This window comes from Caproicibacterium amylolyticum, assembly GCF_014467055.1.
Classification (GTDB): Bacteria; Bacillota; Clostridia; order Oscillospirales; family Acutalibacteraceae; genus Caproicibacterium; species Caproicibacterium amylolyticum.
The window spans coordinates 2538452-2559167 of record NZ_CP060696.1 but is presented as its reverse complement, the minus strand read 5'-3'; the positions used below and the strand labels follow the sequence as shown (position 1 = coordinate 2559167).

At 46.1% G+C, this 20716-nt stretch carries 18 protein-coding genes and 1 pseudogene; 6 read left to right on the top strand and 13 right to left on the bottom strand.

What is annotated here, in order from left to right; genetic code table 11:
* Positions 1–86: 86 nt before the first annotated feature.
* From H6X83_RS12240 to H6X83_RS12225, 4 genes are all read right to left on the bottom strand, one after another.
* Positions 87–1127, bottom strand: a complete 1041-nt coding sequence (locus H6X83_RS12240) for a retron St85 family RNA-directed DNA polymerase (RefSeq protein WP_212506743.1) — start codon at positions 1125–1127, stop codon at positions 87–89.
* Between the two features lie 254 nt (positions 1128–1381).
* Positions 1382–1684: a hypothetical protein gene (locus H6X83_RS12235; RefSeq protein WP_212506742.1), complete on the bottom strand. Its 303-nt coding sequence runs from the start codon at positions 1682–1684 to the stop codon at positions 1382–1384.
* 4 nt (positions 1685–1688) lie between these two features.
* A complete protein-coding gene (locus tag H6X83_RS12230) occupies positions 1689–2546 on the bottom strand; it encodes a phosphoribosyltransferase-like protein (protein ID WP_212506741.1) in 858 nt (285 codons plus the stop codon).
* A gap of 157 nt (positions 2547–2703) precedes the next feature.
* Positions 2704–4287 (bottom strand): P-loop ATPase, Sll1717 family, encoded by a 1584-nt coding sequence (locus tag H6X83_RS12225; RefSeq protein ID WP_212506740.1) that lies wholly within the window; start codon positions 4285–4287, stop codon positions 2704–2706.
* A 512-nt stretch (positions 4288–4799) separates the two neighbouring features.
* On the opposite strand from H6X83_RS12225, the pseudogene H6X83_RS12220 reads away from it, so the two are divergent.
* Positions 4800–5318 (top strand): annotated as a pseudogene (locus H6X83_RS12220) (manganese catalase family protein); the annotation flags it as partial.
* A gap of 219 nt (positions 5319–5537) precedes the next feature.
* Here the strand turns inward: H6X83_RS12220 and H6X83_RS12215 are convergent.
* Both H6X83_RS12215 and H6X83_RS12210 read right to left on the bottom strand, forming a co-directional pair.
* Positions 5538–6551, bottom strand: a complete 1014-nt coding sequence (locus H6X83_RS12215; RefSeq protein ID WP_212506738.1) for an HAAS signaling domain-containing protein — start codon at positions 6549–6551, stop codon at positions 5538–5540.
* A complete protein-coding gene (locus H6X83_RS12210; protein WP_212506737.1) occupies positions 6548–6859 on the bottom strand; it encodes a PadR family transcriptional regulator in 312 nt (103 codons plus the stop codon). The genes H6X83_RS12215 and H6X83_RS12210 overlap by 4 nt, the downstream gene beginning before the upstream one ends.
* A 210-nt stretch (positions 6860–7069) precedes the next feature.
* Between H6X83_RS12210 and H6X83_RS12205 the strand changes: the two genes are divergently transcribed.
* A complete protein-coding gene (locus H6X83_RS12205) occupies positions 7070–7822 on the top strand; it encodes a class I SAM-dependent methyltransferase (protein ID WP_212506736.1) in 753 nt (250 codons plus the stop codon).
* Between the two features lie 82 nt (positions 7823–7904).
* Here H6X83_RS12205 and H6X83_RS12200 read toward each other — a convergent pair whose 3' ends face one another.
* The 3 genes from H6X83_RS12200 to H6X83_RS12190 all read right to left on the bottom strand — a co-directional run bounded on the left by H6X83_RS12200 (position 7905) and on the right by H6X83_RS12190 (position 12298).
* Positions 7905–9248: a hypothetical protein gene (locus H6X83_RS12200; RefSeq protein WP_212506735.1), complete on the bottom strand. Its 1344-nt coding sequence runs from the start codon at positions 9246–9248 to the stop codon at positions 7905–7907.
* Between the two features lie 49 nt (positions 9249–9297).
* On the bottom strand, positions 9298–11181 hold the full coding sequence (gene glgB, locus H6X83_RS12195) for a 1,4-alpha-glucan branching protein GlgB (RefSeq protein ID WP_212506734.1): 1884 nt from the start codon (positions 11179–11181) through the stop codon (positions 9298–9300).
* 301 nt (positions 11182–11482) lie between these two features.
* A complete protein-coding gene (locus H6X83_RS12190) occupies positions 11483–12298 on the bottom strand; it encodes a Cof-type HAD-IIB family hydrolase (protein WP_212506733.1) in 816 nt (271 codons plus the stop codon).
* A 249-nt stretch (positions 12299–12547) separates the two neighbouring features.
* On the opposite strand from H6X83_RS12190, the gene H6X83_RS12185 reads away from it, so the two are divergent.
* Positions 12548–13207 (top strand): HAD hydrolase-like protein, encoded by a 660-nt coding sequence (locus tag H6X83_RS12185; protein ID WP_212506732.1) that lies wholly within the window; start codon positions 12548–12550, stop codon positions 13205–13207.
* 61 nt (positions 13208–13268) lie between these two features.
* Here H6X83_RS12185 and H6X83_RS12180 read toward each other — a convergent pair whose 3' ends face one another.
* The 3 genes from H6X83_RS12180 to ybaK all read right to left on the bottom strand — a co-directional run bounded on the left by H6X83_RS12180 (position 13269) and on the right by ybaK (position 14666).
* On the bottom strand, positions 13269–13550 hold the full coding sequence (locus H6X83_RS12180) for a hypothetical protein (protein ID WP_212506731.1): 282 nt from the start codon (positions 13548–13550) through the stop codon (positions 13269–13271).
* A complete protein-coding gene (locus H6X83_RS12175) occupies positions 13540–14010 on the bottom strand; it encodes a nucleoside-diphosphate kinase (RefSeq protein WP_212506730.1) in 471 nt (156 codons plus the stop codon). The genes H6X83_RS12180 and H6X83_RS12175 overlap by 11 nt, the downstream gene beginning before the upstream one ends.
* A 164-nt stretch (positions 14011–14174) precedes the next feature.
* Entirely contained in the window at positions 14175–14666 is a 492-nt protein-coding gene (gene ybaK / locus H6X83_RS12170) for a Cys-tRNA(Pro) deacylase (protein WP_246419247.1), read from the bottom strand.
* 257 nt (positions 14667–14923) lie between these two features.
* On the opposite strand from ybaK, the gene H6X83_RS12165 reads away from it, so the two are divergent.
* Complete coding sequence (locus H6X83_RS12165; RefSeq protein ID WP_212506728.1) at positions 14924–15736, top strand: helix-turn-helix domain-containing protein; 813 nt, start codon at positions 14924–14926, stop codon at positions 15734–15736.
* A gap of 124 nt (positions 15737–15860) precedes the next feature.
* Here H6X83_RS12165 and H6X83_RS12160 read toward each other — a convergent pair whose 3' ends face one another.
* Complete coding sequence (locus H6X83_RS12160; protein WP_212508582.1) at positions 15861–18392, bottom strand: cation-translocating P-type ATPase; 2532 nt, start codon at positions 18390–18392, stop codon at positions 15861–15863.
* Between the two features lie 399 nt (positions 18393–18791).
* Here H6X83_RS12160 and H6X83_RS12155 point away from each other — a divergent pair, with 399 nt between their 5' ends.
* Both H6X83_RS12155 and H6X83_RS12150 read left to right on the top strand, forming a co-directional pair.
* Complete coding sequence (locus H6X83_RS12155) at positions 18792–19490, top strand: class I SAM-dependent methyltransferase (RefSeq protein ID WP_212506727.1); 699 nt, start codon at positions 18792–18794, stop codon at positions 19488–19490.
* A gap of 85 nt (positions 19491–19575) precedes the next feature.
* Positions 19576–20532, top strand: coding sequence for an L-lactate dehydrogenase (locus H6X83_RS12150; protein WP_212506726.1), 957 nt, complete (start codon positions 19576–19578; stop codon positions 20530–20532).
* Positions 20533–20716: the final 184 nt, after the last annotated feature.

Sequence of the window (20716 nt, the reverse complement as noted above, 5' to 3'; positions counted from 1 at the left end):
CAAAACATGTCAGATAGTGTTTAAAAATTGGTGAGAATATCAAAAACGGAAACTATAAAATTAGTATAATTATTTGCTGTTGATACTTAAAAAGATTCATTCCGAAAAAGTATAAGAATTTTTTTTATTGTTTCATAATATTCCTGCATTTCTTGATCCTTTGGATTTATATAACGCGCGAAATTAATTTTGCCAAGTAAGTGATTTAAATAATTTTCACGTGTTTCGGAAATGTGTGATAAATGAGAGTCTAGTCCGTATTTCTTAATATAATAAACCTCTTGACGGATTTTCTTACGTTGCGCTTTTGGAACTTGCATATGGGAATTTACTACAATACCTGTTATTTCTTGTCGTGCATTCTGATATGCAACTCTAGTCTTTTCTGCGTTAATGGAGAATCCTTCTTTAAATACGAGAGAACTTAAATATTTAATAGCAGTATGTGGATTAAAATTGCCAGATAAAGAAATATCATCTGCATATCTAGTATATCGAATTTTCAAAGGACTTGAATAGTCAACAACTTTTTTATCAAACTCTCGCATCCTAATATTTGACAAATAGGGACTGGTTGGAGCACCTTGTGGTAAAGAATAATGATAACAACATAGGTGAGCGATAAAGTTTGAGACATCATTAGAATATCCCAACGTACAAAAGATATTTACTATTTGTTGTAAATTTATGGATGGGAAAAAATCTTTAATGTCCATAGTAACCACAACAGTTTGTGCTCTATGAAATCGAGCATTTTCTTTAACTCCACGCTTTTTGATAAAAGCTTTTGCATAAGTGCTAACTGGTACATTTTCTAAAATGTTAGAAAGAATCCATTGTTGAACAAATTTCAGATCCGGTAAAGGCTCATCAATACTTCTATCTTTGCCATTGGCTTTTTTAATAGTAAAGTGTCTGTAAAAATGTTCAGGAGAAAATGCCATACGGCAAACATAATCATGCTCTAATCCAATCAGCAATGATAAGTGTGCAGGACAAGTTATTATAGGTAAGTTCTGAACAAAAAGTTTTTCTGAGTATGACAGAAGCGCTTCAGAATACTCATCACCTTTGCGGTGCTCTTTACACTTGCGGATTATTGCATTACGCAAAGTGCTCCACTCCATGGAGAAGTCTCCTTTTTTCAGGTTTAGTTGTTTGTAGACTGCATCACTAAAAATTTCCTACCCAACTTTCTAGAACGAAGTTGTAGAAAGTTGGGTGGCGTAGCAGCTTGCTGCGTAGCCGCATAGATTTTTTGGCTTCACTTCCAAGTGAAGTATGAAAAAATCTATGCGGGGCTTGAAAGACAGTTCATAAAAGATTGACGACTCGCCAATCGGTATTCTTGCGAATACAGTCTGATGCAGTCTACAAACAACTAAATTTGTTTGGGTGGTAGTACAATATCAAATTTTGATATTGGATTTGTACGATAGTAATCTTGGGGAAGAATCCATGTATCCTTTTTCTTACAGTCTTCAGACTTGAAATACTGCTGTAAGTATTTTTCCCCGGCTAATGTTAAGTTAAGACCAGATTCGTCCGTCACAATATTCCCACAATCAATTTGTTCCTGTATTAATATAGCAATTTGTGATGGGGTAAGTCCTCTTCTACTTAAGGTAAACAGGCTGCCATTTATAGATATTATTTTTAAAAGAACGATTTGCTTTGGAAGCATTTTGTCACCTCGGAAAAGGAGCATGCGGATTTTTCTTATTTTTGAGCCAGTATACGGGGAAAGTATTGTTTGGTGTATGCATCATCTTTACCAATGCTTCGGATTGAGAATATCCAAATTCATATTTGCTTTTTACATTTATCATATTTTCTATTTTTTTCATTGCAGTTCTATATTTATTCTCATTTCCATCCTTGCGTCCCGTTATGCCTTTCTGTAATATATTTGTTGCAAATACAGTATACCCCCTTCCTTGTAAGAAATCAATTCCTTGTTGCATAGCAATAAGAGATAGTATTATTATCTTACTTTTTTCGATTCCCTTTTTTTGTGTGAAGAACTGTGCTCCAATATTGCTGGTTTCACCGCTTCCAATGAAGTCATCAATCAAGCATAGAATTGATTTCTCGGAAAATTTGGAACTATCAAATGATTGTGGTGCATCAATCCCAACTATGTTAAATTCATTATATTGATTTTGTATAGAAATCAAATTACTTTTAATAACATAATATAAAGCAACTGAACTTTTCGACTCTCCAAAATTCTCTTCTGGTAACAAAGGACAAATGAAGATATTTTTATGTTTGCTGATATCTAAGGAAACAATTAATTTGTGAAAAACAGCCGAAAAATACTTTATATATTCTGAATCCCTAACCCACACAAATTCTTCAGTCAATGAGAGAATAGTATCTTGCTGCTGATCATCTAGTTCTTGCATTAGCTTGCAAAATTCGTCAAAAAAGCATTCATGAAAATATCCATCAATTGGCCAATTTTTTTGATTAAATATAGATTTAATTTTACCAAAGGTTTGAATAGATAGTCCACTTGTGTTAGGTACAACCCCTTTTCTCATAGAAATTATTCTCCTAAATTACAAAGTAATATCAATTCTTTTATTTTTGAACGCTCTCAATGCAACTACCTGGATATTGAATGATTTTTGTCCAATAGGCTACGTTGTTTATAACTTATGGAATTGTATTAACATTGAAAAGTTTACTTATGGTTGATTATTTTAAGTACGCATCAAATTCTTTCTCAAAAGCCCACCTAAGTAAGAAAGTGGTATTAGGAGTCAAATTTTCAGTTTCTAATCCATAATCATAATTTGATATAGAAATCTCCCTATATTTGCAACGGTAATACCCTTTAGGATCAAAAATGCTTACAATATTCTCGTTGAACAACAATTCAATTACTTTATCTGATTCACCGTAAGTGTTTTTTAGTTCATCTTTCCTAACGAAATTATTATAAGCTCCTTTAAATTGCTTATATGAGAATTTTACATGATGTAAAGTTTTAACAAAGTCAAAAAGAAGTTTAATTTGTTCTTTGTCATAGTAAAAACCTAAAGCGGTGCGTATTGCATCTGTAAAATAAGTTGAAAACATGTTTTGAAACTTGTCTGATTCAATTTGGGAAGCTGATGGATTTTCTTTATTCGATTTGTTGCACATATCACTAAGAATAGAGAATATTCGCACAAAATCTCTTGGCCTAGCATTTGTAAGTCTTAAGAAGTAAATAAATGGATCGAATGAATTATTACCTCGCATAATTTTAAAATTAAAATATAGGGGCCACGGTTCTATGGAATCAATGCTTCCCTGTGATATAATCTGATTTACTAACGCATATATATCGGATTGCTTATATTCGTTCTCGTTTGTTACACTCCAATCGAGGAAGGCACAATTATCGGTTACTTTACTGCCGGGATTGCTTAAGCCTGCTGTGAGAAAAATATCTAGTCGAGATAGTAATATTATTTGCAAACGCCCTTTTTTAGAATCTTTGAGCTGTGACAGTATTTCAGAATTCACATCATAAACAGCTCTGACTAAAGAAGAAACACATTTTTTGTAATCGTTGTATGGTATTTCATCTGGACGGACATCAATGCCATCCACAAAAAGGTAATGATGGTTTTTAAGCTTAAGATTTTTAATACTTCCCGCTATGTTGTTTATGAACTTTGTCCATAAATCTTCAAATACCATTAGTGAATGTTTGCTTTCGTGTGATTTGCTATAATTATATGAAAATTTAGCAGAGTCCTGTACACCAGAAGATTTAATTTTTATTTGGTTAATAAATGAACTGATAAAGTTTGAATTGTCAATTATTTTGACTGGGGAAAAACTATCAATAGTCAGCTTGTTATAGTCGAAATCATTAAGAACTTTTTTAATAGAAGATAATACATTACTTTTACTAAAAATTGAATTCACTTCACCATCTGTAATTGTGGATATAAGTTTAATTAGTAAAATTGCTTTCCACATAGTTGTATAAGAAGTATAATTTAGTTGCTTTTCTTTTTTCATAGTAATGATTTTTCCGTAGTCATCAACCGATAGTACATATCTACTTGATTTTATCCCATCACGAAATCCATTGCAAAAATACGCTGCATATGTTGTTTTTCCAGAGCCTTTATCACCTAATATATAGTAAGTAGTATCTTGAATGATTTTCTCATAGTTTTTATCTTTATAAAAGAAAGTGTTTAATTTTTCTTTATTGCTAGGTTTAAAATAATTTTCAGCTTCTTCGAATGGAATTGTTATTTCAGAAAAATTTTTATTCATTAAATTCTCCTTAATGCTTTATTACAATTTGAGTTAATGAAGCTTGTTTCGTTTACAATTCTGGTTGGGCTAAAAAGCAGAATTCTGCAACAACCTCCAATGATTTACAGTTTACCACTATAAATTATTGATTTCAACCTATTATATGGGTGGATATAATTTTATTTGAAGAATAAGAAATTAAAATGGTTTAGCTTATCAAAAAAGCTAAGCCGGTTATGCTAACAAATAAAACATATTGCTTAAGAAAAAAGACAAGTTAAGTTTTGATAAGCCTTCCTACTAATTTTTTACTAATTCTTTGAGAATTCAAGTGATATGGATAGAAAGAAAAATTCAGTAATCATGCGGGTTTGTACGCTCGTGGGGATACACAGATTACTAAATTTATAGATTTCTCCTCTCTCTTAAAAAAGTAGTGCAGGCGTAAAGCCCGCGCTACTTTGGCGTATTTTCTGGTACTTTTAATGAGCCGATATAAATGCAAAGTATAAAATTATCACATTTTATAGTACGGTGGTCCAAACGGAGAATTGGGTGCATCTCTGCGCTATATTTCTCAGCGGTATGTAATGCCATATCCAGAATTAAAGGCAATTTTAACTGATATAGGTACAGAGGAACTAGCTCACCTGGAGATGATTAGCGCACTGGTGTACCAGCTGACACGTAACCTGACTCCGGAACAGATTAAGGCGGGCGGGTTTCAGGATTACTTTATCAACCATACAACCGGTATTTTCCCGCAGGATGCTTCCGGTGTGCCGTTCAGCGCGCTGACGATTGCTTCCACAGGCGACCCACTGGCTGATTTGCACGAAGATCTTGCGGCAGAGCAGAAAGCACGCATAACTTATGATAATATTCTGCGCTATGCAACTGACCCGGAGGTGCGCGACGCAATCAAATTCCTGCGGCAGCGGGAGGTTGTACACTATCAGCGTTTCGGCGAAGCGCTGCGGATAACAACAGACCATTTGGACAGCAAGAATTTTTATGCGCTCAATCCGGCGTTTGACAAACCGGTGTAAAATCCAAAGCAGCTTTCAATGAACACATGAAAAACAGGCACGCTGCGAACAGGAGTGTTCGGCGGCGTGCCTGTTTTATATTTCGTGTATGTGTTGCTGCATCTGCACAGTGGCATCCTTGAGAGTGTCAGTCTGGTATTTCGCATACTCTTGTGCTATAACTAGGGAGGTGAAAAGGCAGGTGGGCGCGCTGTACCAAACGCAGTCAATAAAAACTGATTAAACAGCAGGTGCTGTGAATTTTACATTGATGCGTGCGTTGCTTGTCACAGCGGACAGGTGCTTGGTTTGGCCGGGATAAGACCAGTCGGTTGGCAAATTATTTTGACCGTTGCTGGTGTGGCTGTGAATTGCGTATTCGCGTGCATCTCCGGCCAGCATGGCGGAAATGGAGCCGTTGGCAGTTTTCATGGAAATGTTGTCAGAACTGCTCTGCTCCACCTGAATGGAACTGTTACTGGTGTGCAGTTGCAGCTGTGCCGGAAAGCGGCTGTTTTCAACCGAGATTCTGCTGTTGCTGGTGATAGCGGTGCAGGCTTCGCCGGTTACACCAAACAATTTCAGTGAACCATTAGAACTCTTCAGCTGCAGGGTGCGGCACTCCGTATTGGTAACAGAAATGTGTGCGTTGTTGTTGGTGAAATTGGCAGAACCAATTTCGCGCAGATTTTCCGCAGTAATTTTAGAGTTGCAGGTGGTTACGCTGATGTCTCCGTGAAACGAAACCGGAAGCTGAAGGAGAATACTGCGGGGGCCGCGGAACAGATCCTGCCAATGAAACAGCAGATGCTGCATCATATGCGTAAAAGTGAACACCCCGTTTTCTTCGGTGACGGTTATGCGGTCACTGTCACAAGGGGAAAACAGTACGCGAACCGGGCCGTCCGGTACCGGCTGCACTTGTACGCTGATGTTCTGCGCACTGATCATGACAGCACCAACCGGATTGCATGCTGCATAGGTCTGCATGCCCCCGACCGGCTGCGGTGGCACGGGAGGTACGGTTCCGGAAGCAGGCTGCTGTGCGGATGCGGGCGTATGATATTCTGCACTGATTTGTGCAGCAATATCTCGCGGAGAGCCAAAGTCTTGAATGACGGCTTCTTCGGACTTTCCGTTTTCCACACCATCGAAGATGAGTTCGCGGTAATAATCCAGCACCTGCGCACGCTCCTGCTCGCTAAGTTTGGAAAGGCCGGCGGCGAGTTCCCGTAAAAAAGTTTCCTGATTCATAAGTGTGCTCCTTCCACAAATGCATAAATGCGTTTCATTTCGTCCGCTTCATCCAAAAAGTCCTGCACTTTCTGCAGGCCAGGTTCTTCAATTCTGTAGTATTTTCGCATACGGCCGTTGTGCTCCTGTTTGTAGGTGGAAACACAGCCGCTGCCCTCCAGTCGGCGGAGAATCGGATACAGGGTGGATTCCGAAACTTCAATACATACGGAAATGTCGCTGACAATGCGGTAGCCATAAGACGGCCCGTGCTTCAGTGCCGCGAGCACGCAGATGTCGAGGATTCCTTTTTTTCGCTGAACGTCCATGCCTTTTCCTCCTTTTTGGGGTGTGGGATGTAACCGAATATAATGCAGATACCGTTTTGGTGTTTCACAGGGTTCACGCTCCTTTTTGGATACTGTGCCTAATACATTATTGTGCAATACATAGTATGCATTATATAGTATACTTGCTTACTTACTTTGTCAAGAAGATTTACATATATTTTAAAAAAATTTAGAAAAGAGTGAAAAAACATGGATTTGCGTTACACGTTTGGCGAAAATGCAGAGGATTACGACCGTTTTCGGCCACGGTACTGCCTAGAACTGTTTCAGGAGATTTTTCAGTATGCGAATTTGAAGCCCAAAGCCAGTGCTGTGGAGATAGGGCCCGGCACCGGACAGGCAACGCAAGTTTTTCTGCAGGCGGGGTGCAAAGTGCGTGCGGCGGAGCTTTCCCCAAAAATGGCAGCGTATCTGCGTGAAAAGTTTGCGGGGCAGGCAGCGCTGACCGTCAGCTGCTGCAGCTTTGAGGACTTTCAGGCGGAAAATTCCTCTATAGATCTTGTGTATTCCGCAACCGCATTTCATTGGGTGCCGGAAGAAATCGGTTACCCCAAGGTATATCAAATCCTGAAACCGGGCGGCACGCTGGCATTGTTTTGGAACCATCCAACGGTAAGCCGGGAGAACCGCACACTTTACGAAGAGATACAGGCGGCATATGGTAGGCACCGCCTTACCGGAAAGCCGCCAAAAAAATACGAAGAAGTAGCCCAAACGATTGCACGGTACGGCTTTCGCGATGTGCAGACAAAACTGTTTCACAGCAGCCGTACGTTCAGTGCGGAAGATTACATTCGCCTGCTGAACACCTATTCTGACCACCAGACAATGGAACCAAACGCTAAGGCCGCGCTGGAGCAGGACATTCGTCAGGCGATTTTAGCAGCGGGCGGTATGGTGCAGCTTACAGACACGATGGACTTGTATCTTGCAAAAAAATGACGAGAACACAGTTTGGAAACCGCGTGCAAAACGGAATCCATAAAAGAAGAGCGGCTGCTGCAGCCGCTCTTCTTTTATGGAACTATTGAAGTGTTGTGTTGGGCAGTGGGGCAAATTCTCGCCACAGACGCGCTGCAAGCCAGAACAGGCAGCCAAGGCGAAGCAAAGAAAGAACAGCCCCCGAAAGTGTCAGAAGCTTTGGGTCAAAGTATTGCATCCATGAAAGAAAGGATACGGTACTTTCGGTTATACAACAGAGGGAATCTCCTTTTCGACGACTGGAGACTGCGAAAAGCAGCAGCAGAATATCTGCCGGAAAGGAATATCGTTCATGCATACAGGGGAGCAGTGCGGCACAGCACAAGGTAGAACATGCAGCGAGCAGGAGCAATTGCATGTTGGAAAGGCTGCCGCCGTGATGTAACACCAGCGCCAGCGTGAGAAAAAGAAAAAGCAGCGTCGTGGTAAGTAAAGTGCCTTTCAAAATGGGGTAGGGAAGGCTGCCCAACAGCATTCCGGCACCGGGGCTGTTGACGGAAAGCGAACCGCAGCAGCTAAACTGGACCAAATATGGCCAGTAGGACATCCACAGCGGCGTGCCTGCCAGCATTGCCGGTACACAGGTCAGTACCAGGGCCGCCGGCGCCGCGGTCAGATAACGCAGTCGGAATTTTTTTTCACAGACAGCCATGATGACCAGAATCGGCAACAGGAAAACAGCCTGCATTTTAAAGGCGAATGACAGTCCAAACAGGGCACAGGCGGGCAGATAGGTATGACGCATGAGAAAGTAAACGCAGAGAATACCAAAAGTCGTATAAATTGCGTCACACTGCCCCCAAAGTGCGCTGTTGAAGAAAGTTTCCGGAAAAAACAACACGCCGGTGTAAACAGCAGCGAAAAGGAGGCGCGGGTGGCGGCTGTTCTTTTGAATCAAGTGTGGAACCAGTGCACAACTCAACGCAAGCGCAAAATCCGCAGCGGTGGAAATAGTTTTAACGGCGGTCAGCGCAGGTACATGCAGCGCTGCAAAGGGTGTCAGCAGCGTTAGGTAGGCAATGGTATAGTTGCAGTCCCACAGTGGTTGACGCAGTGTGGGCAGTCCGCCGCCTTGTTCTATCTGCGCATACCACTTTTGCAGGTATACCTGATAATCCCCGCTTTCATAGGAAAAAAGTGAAAAACGCAGCAGAAATGCCAGCACAGTGACCACAAGCATCGTCAGTGGAAAAAGGTTTTTTCGCAGCCACAGGGAAAAGCGTGGAAGCCCACCGCTTTCGGAGCAAATGTTTTTTTGTGAAAAGAAATGTGAAATCAGCCGGGCTGTCACTGCAGATACATCCTCTTTCAAATGTTTTTTAAACTTTGCATGCATCATATCATTTAACTGTACTAATGTCAATAGTACAGTTAATACGCAGTGCATACAGTAAAGCCCCGCCGTATGCAAACAGAGCCAGCGACGGGGACAAAAATTAGAGAGTATAAGAAGAATGTTGGGCAGTGCCCTTTTCGGGCGAAACACATTCGGCTTTCCGCTGAAAAACCAGGCCGGAAAAAGCAGGCAGGTCGGTATATATGCCGAGTCGGCTACCCTGACGGCGTGTTTCACAGGCGGGATTGCGGTGGCCGCCGCCGCCGAACGCGGGGGTATCGGTGCTGAAAATTTCCGCATAGGTGCCGGTTTCCCGCACCGGCAGGAAGTATTCCATGACCGGCCGGGCAGAGAAATTCAGTACCACATACAGTTCTTCACGGTCAGGTTCGTCCAGACTGTCCCGACAGTAGGCAAACACGCACTTGCCCGCATTTGTAAGGTCCATCCATTCAAAGCTTTTTGGGTGGTAGTCATTTTTGTACAGAGCCGGATGTGCCTTGCAGAATTCCTGCAAGGTTTGCGCGAAGTGGTGAAAAGCATCGTGGTTGGGGTAGGTCAGCAGATTCCAGCCAAGCGCGGCATTTTCATCCCACTCCTTAAACTCGGCAAGTTCGTTACCCATGAAATTGAGTTTTTTGCCGGGGTGCGTGAACATATACAGCCAGAAAAGCCGCAGCTGAGGAAACTTTTCTTCGTAGGTGCCGGAAATTTTATCAATAATGGTATGTTTGCCGTGCACCACTTCATCATGTGACAGCGGCAGCAGAAAAATGTCGCTGTAAAAATAGCTCATGGAAAATGTAATGTCTTTGGCGAAGTTGGGGCGTTCCTGCGGACGTTTTTGCATATAGTCCAGGGAATCATTCATCCAGCCGAGATCCCATTTGTAGTCAAAGCCAAGCCCGCCGTATTCTACAGGCGCGGTCACTTTCAGATAGTTGGTGGAGTCCTCCGCAATCAGCATGGCGCTGGGGTGGCGTGCCTGCAGAGCATAGTTTGTACTGCGCAAAAACCACACACCCGCGTCATTGATGCCGCGGCTTTCTTCGCCGCAGGTGTACAGAATCCGGGAAACCGCGTCATAGCGCAGGCCGTCAAAGTGGTAATAGGTCAGCCAGAAATCGGCAGCAGACTTTAAAAAGCTGATGACATGCGGCTTGGCAAAGTCAAAAAAGACGGTTCCCCATTCGCTGTTTCGCAGGGAGGGTTCTGCACTTTCATACAGATAAGTGCCGTCAAATTTGCTGAGCGCGTAGTTGTCGCTGATAAAATGCGCGGGAACAAAGTCCATAATTACGCCGATGCCCTCGCGGTGGCAGCAGTCAACGAAGTGCATCAGCTGCTGCGGGGTGCCGTAGCGGCTGGTGGCGGCAAAGTAGCCGGAAACCTGATAGCCCCACGAAGCATCCAGCGGATGTTCCGTCAGCGGCAGCAGTTCAATGTGGGTGAAGCCCTGCTGTTTGGCATAGGGAAGCAGTGTGTCAATTAATTCGTCGTAGGTGTAAAAGCGCTGTGCGTCTTCTGCGTCCTCTTTCATTTTCCAAGAACCGGCGTGTACCTCATAGATGGACAGCGGCTGGTTATAATTCTTACTGCGGGACTGCATCCAGCTTTCGTCTGTCCATGTAAAGCCGTCAAGGCTGCAGATACGGCTGGCGGTGGCGGGGCGAAGCTCCGCATAAAAACCAAATGGGTCGGTACGGTCAAACATTCCCTCGGCGGTCTGTACACGGTATTTGTACATCTGACCGTCCTGTGCGCTGGCAACGAATATACTCCAGAAACCTTCTGGCGTGCGCTGCATCTGCCACGCGTTCCAGTCGGAGAATTCGCCAATGAGGAAAACATTCTGCGCGCCCGGGGCATAAACGGTAAAGCGTACGCCGGTCTGACCATATGCACTGGTATGATGTGCGCCCAGAGCAAGGTAAGCTTCGCAGCTTTGTCCCTGTATGTATTCGCATAAAATTCTCTCATCCATCGCAAAAGCCCTCTTTTCATTTCAAGCAGATTGCAGAATCAGTTGTGTTCCGTTGCCAGTACAGTAAAAGTTTCGCCCGCCTTTTTAAAGGCGGTGGGTGTGGGCGAAGCCCACGGCCTTTCCTTTTGACCTTGCCCGTAAAGCCCTGCACGAAAAAATGGGAAACAGCAGCGTTCCCTGCGGCGGCGAAGCCACGCTGCAAGGGAAAGGCAAGGCCAGCGAAAACTTTACGGTAAGGATAGATTCTGCAATCATTATAAACGAAAAGAGGGCAAAAAGCTATTCTTTTTTGTTTGAAGCTTCACACACTGCGCAGTACAAATTTCTGTACCGCATAGGCAACACCGTCGTTGTCGTTTGAGCGTGTTACAAAATTGGCGTCATCTTTAACAACCTGCTGCGCGTTTTCCATGGCAACGCCCATGCCTGCAAAACGAACCATGGACTGGTCATTAAAGCCGTCACCGCAGGCAATCAGTGAACTGCGGGTTAGCCCAAGGCGGCCGAGCAGCACGGAAAGCGCCTGTGCTTTATCCACGTTGTTCGGCATGACCTCCAGATAATACGGCTCACTGCAGTAAATACTGCAGGTGGGGAACTCGCGCCGCAGGGAAGGCAGCAGCTTTTCGATGTACTGCGGGTCGCCGGGGAACAGAAACTTGTTTACATGAAAATCGATGCGGGGAAGCAGGTCCCGAACTTCTTCCACTGGCATATGGTTGATGAAAGCATCCCCGCGCACATAGAAGTTGTCGGCCGTTTCCGTGACGATGGAATCACTGCTGTAAATGATGACTGCCAACGGATGCTTTTTGTTCAGCCCGCACAGGCGCGGCAGGAGTTCCTCCGGCAGATAGCGTTCATAGAGTGTTTCTCCGGTTTTGCAGGAAACAATTTTGCCGCCGTTAAAAGAGATGATGAAACCGCCGTTGCGGTCAAGCTCCAGCTCGCGTGCAAGCGGCAGGACACCGGCAGTGGGTCTGCCGGAAACCAGCGCCACGCGGGTTCCGGCGTGCTGGGCACGCAGCAGTACTTCACGGGTGGCGGGGCTGATTTTTTTCTGTGAATTTGTCAGTGTACCGTCAAGATCCAGTGCAATCAGTTTGTAGTCCTCCATGAAGAATGCCTCCCAGCAAAAATGCAGCCATGAAACAGACTGCGCGCATAAAACTTATTACTTAATATTTTACACGTTTTTGCAATGTACTTCCATTGACAGGGCAGAGAACGTTTGGCGCGGCGGCGTGAATTTTTGTGGAAATGGCGCGAAACCCAGTGTGGACTTGCGCTTTTTTTGCTGTACACTTATAATGGTTTTACATACCCGGCACGGCTGAGGGGAAACTTTCAGAGGAGGAACTCCACTTTGCGGTTACGTTACAAAACAATTTTGTTCGACTTTGACGGCACACTCTGCGCTTCCGGCGAGGGCATTATGCACTGTGCAACGCTGGCACTCCAAGAAATGGGGCGGCCAGTGCCGCCGCCGGAAACGCTGCGGCGATTTATTGGCCCGCCTGCAGAGGATTGCTACATGGATTACTGCGGCATGACACGGGAACAGGCAGATGAAGCAGTACGCCGCTTCCGCGTGCATTACGACGCGACCGGTTGGCTGAAAACCACCGTGTACCCCGGCATTCCGGCGCTTCTGCGCGACTTGAAGCAGGCTGGTGCGGTGATTTGCACTGCGTCTTCCAAACCGTATATGATGGTGGAACGGCTGCTGAAGCATTTTGAAATTGCGGACTGTTTTGACGCACTGTGTGCAGCAGATAATGACGGCGGCAATGCGGAAAAGGCCAGCATTATCCGCCGGGCGATGACACTGTGCCACACGGACAGTCTGACGGATACGGTGATGATAGGCGATACCCACTACGATGCAGAAGGTGCCGTAAAAGTGGGCTTGCCCTTTATTGGGGCAGCCTATGGCTACGGCGGGGAAGCAGACCTGAAAGCAGGCGGCGCAAAACAGTTTGCGGCTTCGCCGGAGGAACTGCGCGACTTCCTGTTCTGCAAATAAATAGTTACAATAAATAAAGGCGGCTTCTGTACCAAAACAGAAGCCGCCTTTATTTATTCACTTAATCGGATGCCATTTTCCCTGCAATTTGCAGGCTGCGAATCGCGCACAGCACCATTCCTGCCGCAAGCAGCAGTGTGGCAAGCAGCAGCGGAATGTCAGGGCCAAGGCTGGTTTGCAGCAGGCACCACTGGTCTAAAATAAGCAGCACAACCAGCACAGCCGCCAGCAAAAGATTGAGAACCGCAGTACGCAGGTAAGCGCCCCGGTGCGGTTCACCTTTTTTACCGCCTGCAAGGTGTGCAAGAAACAAGTCCAGATAGGTCAAAAATTTATTTCGCATATTTCTCCGCATATTCTTCGCCGAACCAGAGTGCAATTTCGCGGCGGACGGCTTCGGAACTGTCACTGGCGTGTATCAGATTGTGGCAGCCGCGGTTTTCCGCGGCAGATTTTTCAAAGCTGTCAGTTCCGAAGTCACCGCGAATGGTGCCTTTGTCTGCTTCGGCTGGATTTGTAGCACCCACAACTTTGCGGATGCAGTCAATAATGTCTGGCTGTTCTGATTTGACAATGATGGGTATGACATAGCGGTTGGTAAAGTAATCCGCGTATTTGCGTTCAAAGTCATGCCCCATTTTGGCGATAGCTTCTGCATAATGTTTCAGCAGAACGCCTGTGTTTACCTTTTGGCAGTCAATCATTTCAATTTCAATGCCAGCGTTTTTCAGGTACATGAGAATTGGTACCGTAAGTCCCTGCTCAATGGCGTCCGGCTTAAGCATGATAAAGCTGTAATACATACAAATCCTCCTGATTCCGTTCCGAAAAGTATTCAATCTTTATTTATTATATAACAGGAATGTCCGGAATAACAATAGCAGGCAGGAATTATTTAGCTAACCATAATATTTCTATATTTTTCACAAAAAATAAAGAAGAATTATGGAATTTCAACAATGAATCATTAACAGTGTACAATAATATCGGCAGTAGTTCCACCGGTGAGTTTCAACAGATTCTGAATAGAAAGCTGTACTTGCGTGCCGATTTTTCCACCGCTGACGAAAATCGTGTCATACAGCAGTGCAGTTTCGTCGAACACTGTCGTGAACTGCTTTTTCATGCCGACGGGGGAGCATCCACCGCGGATGTATCCTGTTACTTTATTGATGTCCTTTACGTGTATCATTTCGACGCTTTTGGCCTCTACGCTGCGCGCGGCAGCTTTCAGGTCAAGCTCTTCTGCCACCGGAACCGCAAAAACGTAGTAGGCGTGGTCAGCGCCCTGCGTGACCAGTGTTTTAAAGACCTGCGGCAGTGGCTGCCCCAGCTTTTCGGCAACTGCAATGCCGTCTATTTTGCCGTCCTCATGTTCATAAAAGTGTGGTGTGTAAGGAATCTTTTCTTTGTCTAAAATCCGCATGACATTGGTTTTGTCGTCCTTTTTCTTTGCCACTTTGAAACCCTCCTGTCCGGCTCCATTATACGACACCCGCGTGTATCTGTAAACCGCCTGCTGACGTTTTTGCACCATTTGGTGCACCCAAACAGCCACCTGCCGCAAAAGGATAGATGCGGGTTACGTATTTTCCATTAAAATTGTGTCAACCGGCGGTTGACAGCCCCCAAAAACGCAAAGTTCCACTTTCAAATGCTTGCTTTTCCAAAGTGTCGGCGGTATAGTGAAGCCGATGAGCGAAAGGGGCCTTGTGTATGACATTAGGGGTAATGCATGTTGGCGAATTTTGGATTAAAAGAGAAGGGGAGATGGAACAGATGACACTGGGGCAGCGGATACAAATGTGCAGGAAGCGGCGCGGACTTTCGCAGGAACAGCTGGGCGACCAGATGGGCGTTTCACGGCAGGCGGTTTCCAAGTGGGAACAGGATACGGCACGGCCGGACATCGAAAAGCTGGTGGCGTTGGCACAGTTGTTTGAATTGAGCACAGATGAACTTTTAAAAGGCATTGCGGATGAAGCGGAAGATGACGGCACAGCGTGGCCGATTGACCCGGATGCACCGTTTCGCGGCTGGCGTGGGCGCAAACTGCCGTATAACGGTTTTCAAAAAGGCTGCCGGGTGGCAGGGTGTTTGCTGCTGGGAGGTATGCTGATTTATCTGCTGACAGTTTACCAGTCACTCCCACAGACAATTCCCACACACTGGAACGCTGCCGGAGCAGCTGACGCATGGGGCAGCCGCAGCAGCATTTGGTGGATGTTTCTTGTGGGAGCAGTCATGTACGCAGGTATGGAAGTGCTTTGCCGTTTTCCGTCTGTGTGGAATATGCCCGGGAACCTGACGGAAGGTAACTGGCGCAGTATTTACACAACGATGCGCAATACACTGGAGGTAACAAACTGCATTATGGCAGCGATGTTCTGCTACCTTGCGCTGCCGGCAATTTATCCGCAGTTGCCGATTGGCCTGCCGCTGCTGCTGTTTCTTGGTGTATATATGCTGGTGTTTGTTTTGGGGATGATTCGCGTGTACAGGCTGGGAAAACCGAAAGCGAATAAATGAATTCTGTATGTGAGCACTTCCGAAAGGATGTGCCCTTTTCTTTATGATCGTTTACCGTGTGCACAGCCAAAACAATCAGATAGAACAATTTAATTAGAGTTTCGCACACTTAGTTTGCTGAACTCTAATTTTTTTTACTATGGAAAAATCGTTTTTTCAGCCATTTTACCGGTTCACTCCACAATACGGCTGCCGCAGCCAGCAGAAAGGCCGTCAGCAGCTGGAGCGCAGACAGCGGCACCAAGCCGAAAAATCCGCACAGTGGTGTATACAGCAGAACACTGATTCCGGCGAGTGTGCCGAGGTGGATTGCCCACATTACTTTGTCGTGCCGCAGTACCTTTGCTGTGTGCAGAATGGATTCTGTGCGCGAACTGCCGGTTTGCACCAGAAAAAGATTGCCAAGCATCAAAACGACCAAGCCGATTGTGCGGGCGAGCGCGGAGTTTCCGGTTTGCTGCATCCAGAACAGGTAGGAGCCAAATGCCGCGGCGGCCAGCAGCCCGCCCTGCAGAAAACTGTGCAGCATCAGACGGGGTGTTATCAGTGTTTGCCGTGAACTGCGCGGCTTTTGCTTCATTAAATTTGTTTCGGCAGGCTGACGTTCCAGTACAATGGAGCAGGTAGGGTCAATCAGCAGTTCCAGCACGACAATGTGTACCGGCAGCAAAAAACCGTTTTCCGGTGCAATATGCAGCAGCGGTACCAGCAGCGCGGAAAGCGCAAACGGAATGTGAATCGCAAAAAGATAGCCGACTGCTTTGCAGAGGTTGTCATAGATGCGCCTGCCGTCCCGCACGGTGCGGACAATCGTGGAAAAGTTGTCGTCAAGCAGCACTAGATCCGAGGCTTCACGTGCTACCTCACTGCCGCGTTTGCCCATAGCAATGCCAATGTCCGCATATTTCAGCGCAGGGGCATCGTTTACACCGTCACCGGTCATGGCGGTGACCGCGCCGCAGGCACGCAGTGCTTTCACAATACGCATTTTGTGTTCCGGCACAACGCGTGCAAAAATATTGGTGTGCTGTACACACTGCCGCAGCGTATAGTCATCCATGCAGTCAATTTCTCCGCCTGTGACAACGGCTTCTGCACCGGGCATTCCGGTTTGCCGGGCGATACTTCCAGCGGTTTCTGCGCTGTCACCTGTAATCATAACCACGCGAATGCCGGCGGCGGTGCAGCGACAGATGTCCTGTGTTACACCCGCGCGCGGCGGGTCAGCCAATCCGACAAGTCCCAAAAACGCAGGCGAGCACTCGGAAAGGGTTTCCGGCAGGGGTGTACCCGCTGTTAGCTCCTGAACAGCTACGGCCAGAACGCGCAGGCCGGACGCGGCAAGCTTTTTGGCGGCATTTTCAGCAGCTTTTTGTGCGGTATTGTCCATGCCGCACAGCGACCAAATACTTTCCGGACAGCCTTTTGCGGCGAGCAGGGCGCGGCTGCCTTTTTGCCAAATGTGCCCCATTCGTTTGTCTTCATGTGTAAAAGCATATTCTCTGACCAATGTGCCGCTGAAAAGTGTTTGTGCGGGCAGCCCCTGCTGACTGCAATAGTCCAGAATTGCTTTTTCCATAGGATCATAAGGTTCCGGTTCACAGGCAAGCCCAAGCGCTTCTGTCAAAGACGCTGGATTTGCTGCGAAACACCACGTTTCCTGTACTGCCATTTGGTTCTGTGTAATGGTCCCGGTTTTATCGACGCACAGAACCGAAATTTCGCCCAGCGTTTCCACAGCGGGCAGGCGGCGAACCAGTGCCTGCTGCTTTGCAAGCCGCCACGCACCCATGGAAAGGAATACAGCAAGCACTACCGGGAATTCCTCCGGTATCATTGCCATGGCAAGTGTGACACCCGAAAGGATGCTTTGCACAAGCCGACCGGCGGTTTCCGTACCGGCAAGTTCCAGCCATGTAAAGAAGCTGACAGCGGCAAACAGGACCACAGCAATCACTGTGCAGACCTTTACCAGCCGGTCCGTCTGTTTTTGCAAAGGAGAGCGTTCCTGCGGTGCGGCAGCCACACTGACACCAATCTTGCCGTATTCGGTGTTTAGCCCGGTCTGTTCCACCAGTACAACAGCACTGCCCTCAAGTACCTGTGTGCCGGCATAGCACCAATCCCGGCGCCAGCGGCCAAGCTGTTCTGATTCTGTATGTGCGGCACTTTTCCAAACACCCTGTGCTTCTCCGGTCAGCGTTGACTCCTCTATGCACAAATCACTGCAGGACAAAATGTGGCAGTCTGCTGGGATCCGGATGCCCTCTGTCAGTTTGACCACATCCCCCGGAACAAGCTCCCAGCTGGGGACGGCGGTTTCGTGTCCATCCCGCAAAACCGTTACCTGCGGTGCGGAAAGCTTTTTCAGGGCATTCAGTGTTTTGTCGGTTTTCCAGCTCTGTACAGCGTCGATGCCAATCATGCCGCAGACAAATACCAGCATGACTGCGCCGTCCCGCGCCTGCCCCAGCAGAAAGTAGATGACTGCTGCGCAGAGCAGCAGAAGAAACATCGGCTGGCAGAGTGTATGCAGAAATTTTAAAAACGGATTCTGTTTTTTAGGCGGAGTCAGTTCATTTTTCCCAAAACGCTTTAGCCGCGCCTGTGCCTCGGCAGTGGTCAGTCCTGTTGTCAATTTGGAAAGTTCAGTCATAGCAGTTCCCTCCGCTGCAATTTTTACAGACACCGGCGCATAAAAAAGCACATCTGCGATTTCCCGCAGATGTGCTTCATCCGCTGCTGTAAGCTTACAGCCCGGCACCGGGTGCCTGAACAAAAAAGATTCTGCCGACAGGGTATGCGGCAGCGGGAAAAAAGGTTCCGTAAAGAATGAAATATTGAAAAAGCATAATATAATAAAGTTGAGGGCGGCAAAACCGATGGATTCCTTGACAACCGACATTAAAATATATAAAGTTAGCCTATTATACTGTGACGCTTTAACGCTGTGCTATAATTTAAAAATTGAAAGACGAAAAATCATGCATAGAAACGCTGTGTTTTCAGGAATATAACGCGGGGTGTAGGGGCTCCAATTTAAGGGGGATAGATTATGAAAAGTAAGAAGATTGCTCCTTGGGAGTTGCTGCAGAAAAAAATGACATGGGAACAACTCAAACAGATACATGGTAAAAAAGTATTGGACTTTGGGAGTGGTAACGGAGTGACCGCCAGCCATTTTGCAATAGACAATGAAGTTGTAGCCGTTGAGCCAGATGAAAATATGCTTCAAAATAGATGTACAGAAAACAATTATGTGCAAATAAAAGGAAGCGTCAAGGCACTTGAAAATTTTGAGGATGAATCGTTTGACGCAATTCTGTGTCACAATGTTTTTGAGTATGTAAGGGACAGAACAGAAATTGTAAAGGAATTTTCAAGGATATTGAGGCCAAAGGGGTATCTTTCTGTTATAAAACATAATCGGGCTGGAAGAGTTATGCAGATGGCAGTATTACTGAATGATTTTGAACATGCCAATGAGTTGCTGGAGGGTAAAAATGGACAATCGCAAAAGTTTGGCACGATTCATTACTATGAGGATCAGGAACTGTTATCATGGTTTCATGACTTCAAATTAGAAAAAGTCTTAGGGATGAGAACTTTTTGGGACTTACAGCAAAACCAAGAAGTTCAGAAAGATACGGCGTGGCAGGAACAGATGTTAAAAATGGAGCTTCGGGTAAGCGAGTTAAAAGAATACAAGGCCATTGCTTTTTTTCATCACGTTATTTTGAGTAAAGAATCGTGAAAGTCATGCATATATTTTTTGCTGTAACACTTTAAAGTTGTGCTATAATTTAGGAAAAGCAATCAACAGAAAAGAGGAACACGGAATGGCGGAAATCAAGGAAAGAAAAATTGTAATTATCGGCGCTGGGCACGTTGGTATTCACTGCGGCATGAGTTTAATGCTGCTGAATGAAGTGGATGAACTGGTTTATATTGATATTAAAGAGGAAAAAGCACGCATGGAAGCACTGGATCAGAATGATGCTTCCAGCAACATGGCACGCCGAGTGCGGGTACGTGCGGGTACTTATGCGGACTGCGCAGATGCACACATTGTTGTAATGGCGGCCGGCATGAGCCGCAAACCAGGTCAGACCCGGCTGGATATGTTCGACAGTTCCATTGAAATCATGAACAGCATTGTCGGTCCGCTGAAGGATTCCGGTTTTCACGGCATTCTCATCAGCATCTCTAATCCGGCCGATATTGTTGCGGACTTTCTGCGCAAACGGCTTGGCTTGCCAAAAGCACAGGTGTTCAGCACAGGAACTTCGCTGGACTCTGCCCGCCTGCGCCGCATCCTTTCCGAAATTCTGGGTGTTGACCGGCGTTCGATTCAGGCGTACTGCATGGGGGAACACGGCGATTCACAGATGGTTCCGGCTTCCCATATCTTTGTGGGTGGTGTGCCGATTCTGGATTATGCGGCGGGCAGGCCGGAACTGCTGCAAAAATTGGATTTTGACGATATCTGCCGGCAGGACTGTGAGGCTGGTTTTCATATTGTGGAGGGCAAGGGCTGCACAGAGTTCGGCATTGGGCTGGTCTGCGCGGACATAGTAAAGGCGGTGCTGGGTGATGAGAAGCGCATCCTGCCGGTATCTGCCCTGCTGGAGGGGGAGTACGGGCAAACCGGCATTCACGCAGGTGTTCCTGCAGTAATCGGCAAAGGCGGAGTGGAGCATGTGCTGGAAATCAGCCTGACACCAGAGGAAAAGGAAAAATTTGAACACTCCTGCAGCGTTATTCGCAGTTTTGTCGAACGCGCAGATAAAATGTAAAATTTTAAAAGTTGAACAAAAAGGATGCCTGGCACTTATGTCGCCGGGCATTTTTGCATAAATCTGCAAAGAACAGGCAGCAGAAACAGCCGCTTTTCAGCCCAAAAATTACGTTGTACGATGCCGGTAATTTTGACCGCAAGGTTTACAATACGAAACCTGTGTATTATAATAAAACAATGAC

What these genes read in the sequence shown, in the direction of transcription:
- H6X83_RS12240 (WP_212506743.1), bottom strand. Translation starts at nt 1,127, where the DNA reads ATGGAGTGGAGCACTTTGCGTAATGCAATAATCCGCAAGTGTAAAGAG.
- H6X83_RS12235 (WP_212506742.1), bottom strand. Translation starts at nt 1,684, where the DNA reads ATGCTTCCAAAGCAAATCGTTCTTTTAAAAATAATATCTATAAATGGC.
- H6X83_RS12230 (WP_212506741.1), bottom strand. Translation starts at nt 2,546, where the DNA reads ATGAGAAAAGGGGTTGTACCTAACACAAGTGGACTATCTATTCAAACC.
- H6X83_RS12225 (WP_212506740.1), bottom strand. Translation starts at nt 4,287, where the DNA reads ATGAATAAAAATTTTTCTGAAATAACAATTCCATTCGAAGAAGCTGAA.
- H6X83_RS12215 (WP_212506738.1), bottom strand. Translation starts at nt 6,551, where the DNA reads ATGAATCAGGAAACTTTTTTACGGGAACTCGCCGCCGGCCTTTCCAAA.
- H6X83_RS12210 (WP_212506737.1), bottom strand. Translation starts at nt 6,859, where the DNA reads ATGGACGTTCAGCGAAAAAAAGGAATCCTCGACATCTGCGTGCTCGCG.
- H6X83_RS12205 (WP_212506736.1), top strand. Translation starts at nt 7,070, where the DNA reads ATGGATTTGCGTTACACGTTTGGCGAAAATGCAGAGGATTACGACCGT.
- H6X83_RS12200 (WP_212506735.1), bottom strand. Translation starts at nt 9,248, where the DNA reads ATGCACTGCGTATTAACTGTACTATTGACATTAGTACAGTTAAATGAT.
- glgB (WP_212506734.1), bottom strand. Translation starts at nt 11,181, where the DNA reads ATGGATGAGAGAATTTTATGCGAATACATACAGGGACAAAGCTGCGAA.
- H6X83_RS12190 (WP_212506733.1), bottom strand. Translation starts at nt 12,298, where the DNA reads ATGGAGGACTACAAACTGATTGCACTGGATCTTGACGGTACACTGACA.
- H6X83_RS12180 (WP_212506731.1), bottom strand. Translation starts at nt 13,550, where the DNA reads ATGCGAAATAAATTTTTGACCTATCTGGACTTGTTTCTTGCACACCTT.
- H6X83_RS12175 (WP_212506730.1), bottom strand. Translation starts at nt 14,010, where the DNA reads ATGTATTACAGCTTTATCATGCTTAAGCCGGACGCCATTGAGCAGGGA.
- H6X83_RS12165 (WP_212506728.1), top strand. Translation starts at nt 14,924, where the DNA reads ATGACATTAGGGGTAATGCATGTTGGCGAATTTTGGATTAAAAGAGAA.
- H6X83_RS12160 (WP_212508582.1), bottom strand. Translation starts at nt 18,392, where the DNA reads ATGACTGAACTTTCCAAATTGACAACAGGACTGACCACTGCCGAGGCA.
- H6X83_RS12155 (WP_212506727.1), top strand. Translation starts at nt 18,792, where the DNA reads ATGAAAAGTAAGAAGATTGCTCCTTGGGAGTTGCTGCAGAAAAAAATG.
- H6X83_RS12150 (WP_212506726.1), top strand. Translation starts at nt 19,576, where the DNA reads ATGGCGGAAATCAAGGAAAGAAAAATTGTAATTATCGGCGCTGGGCAC.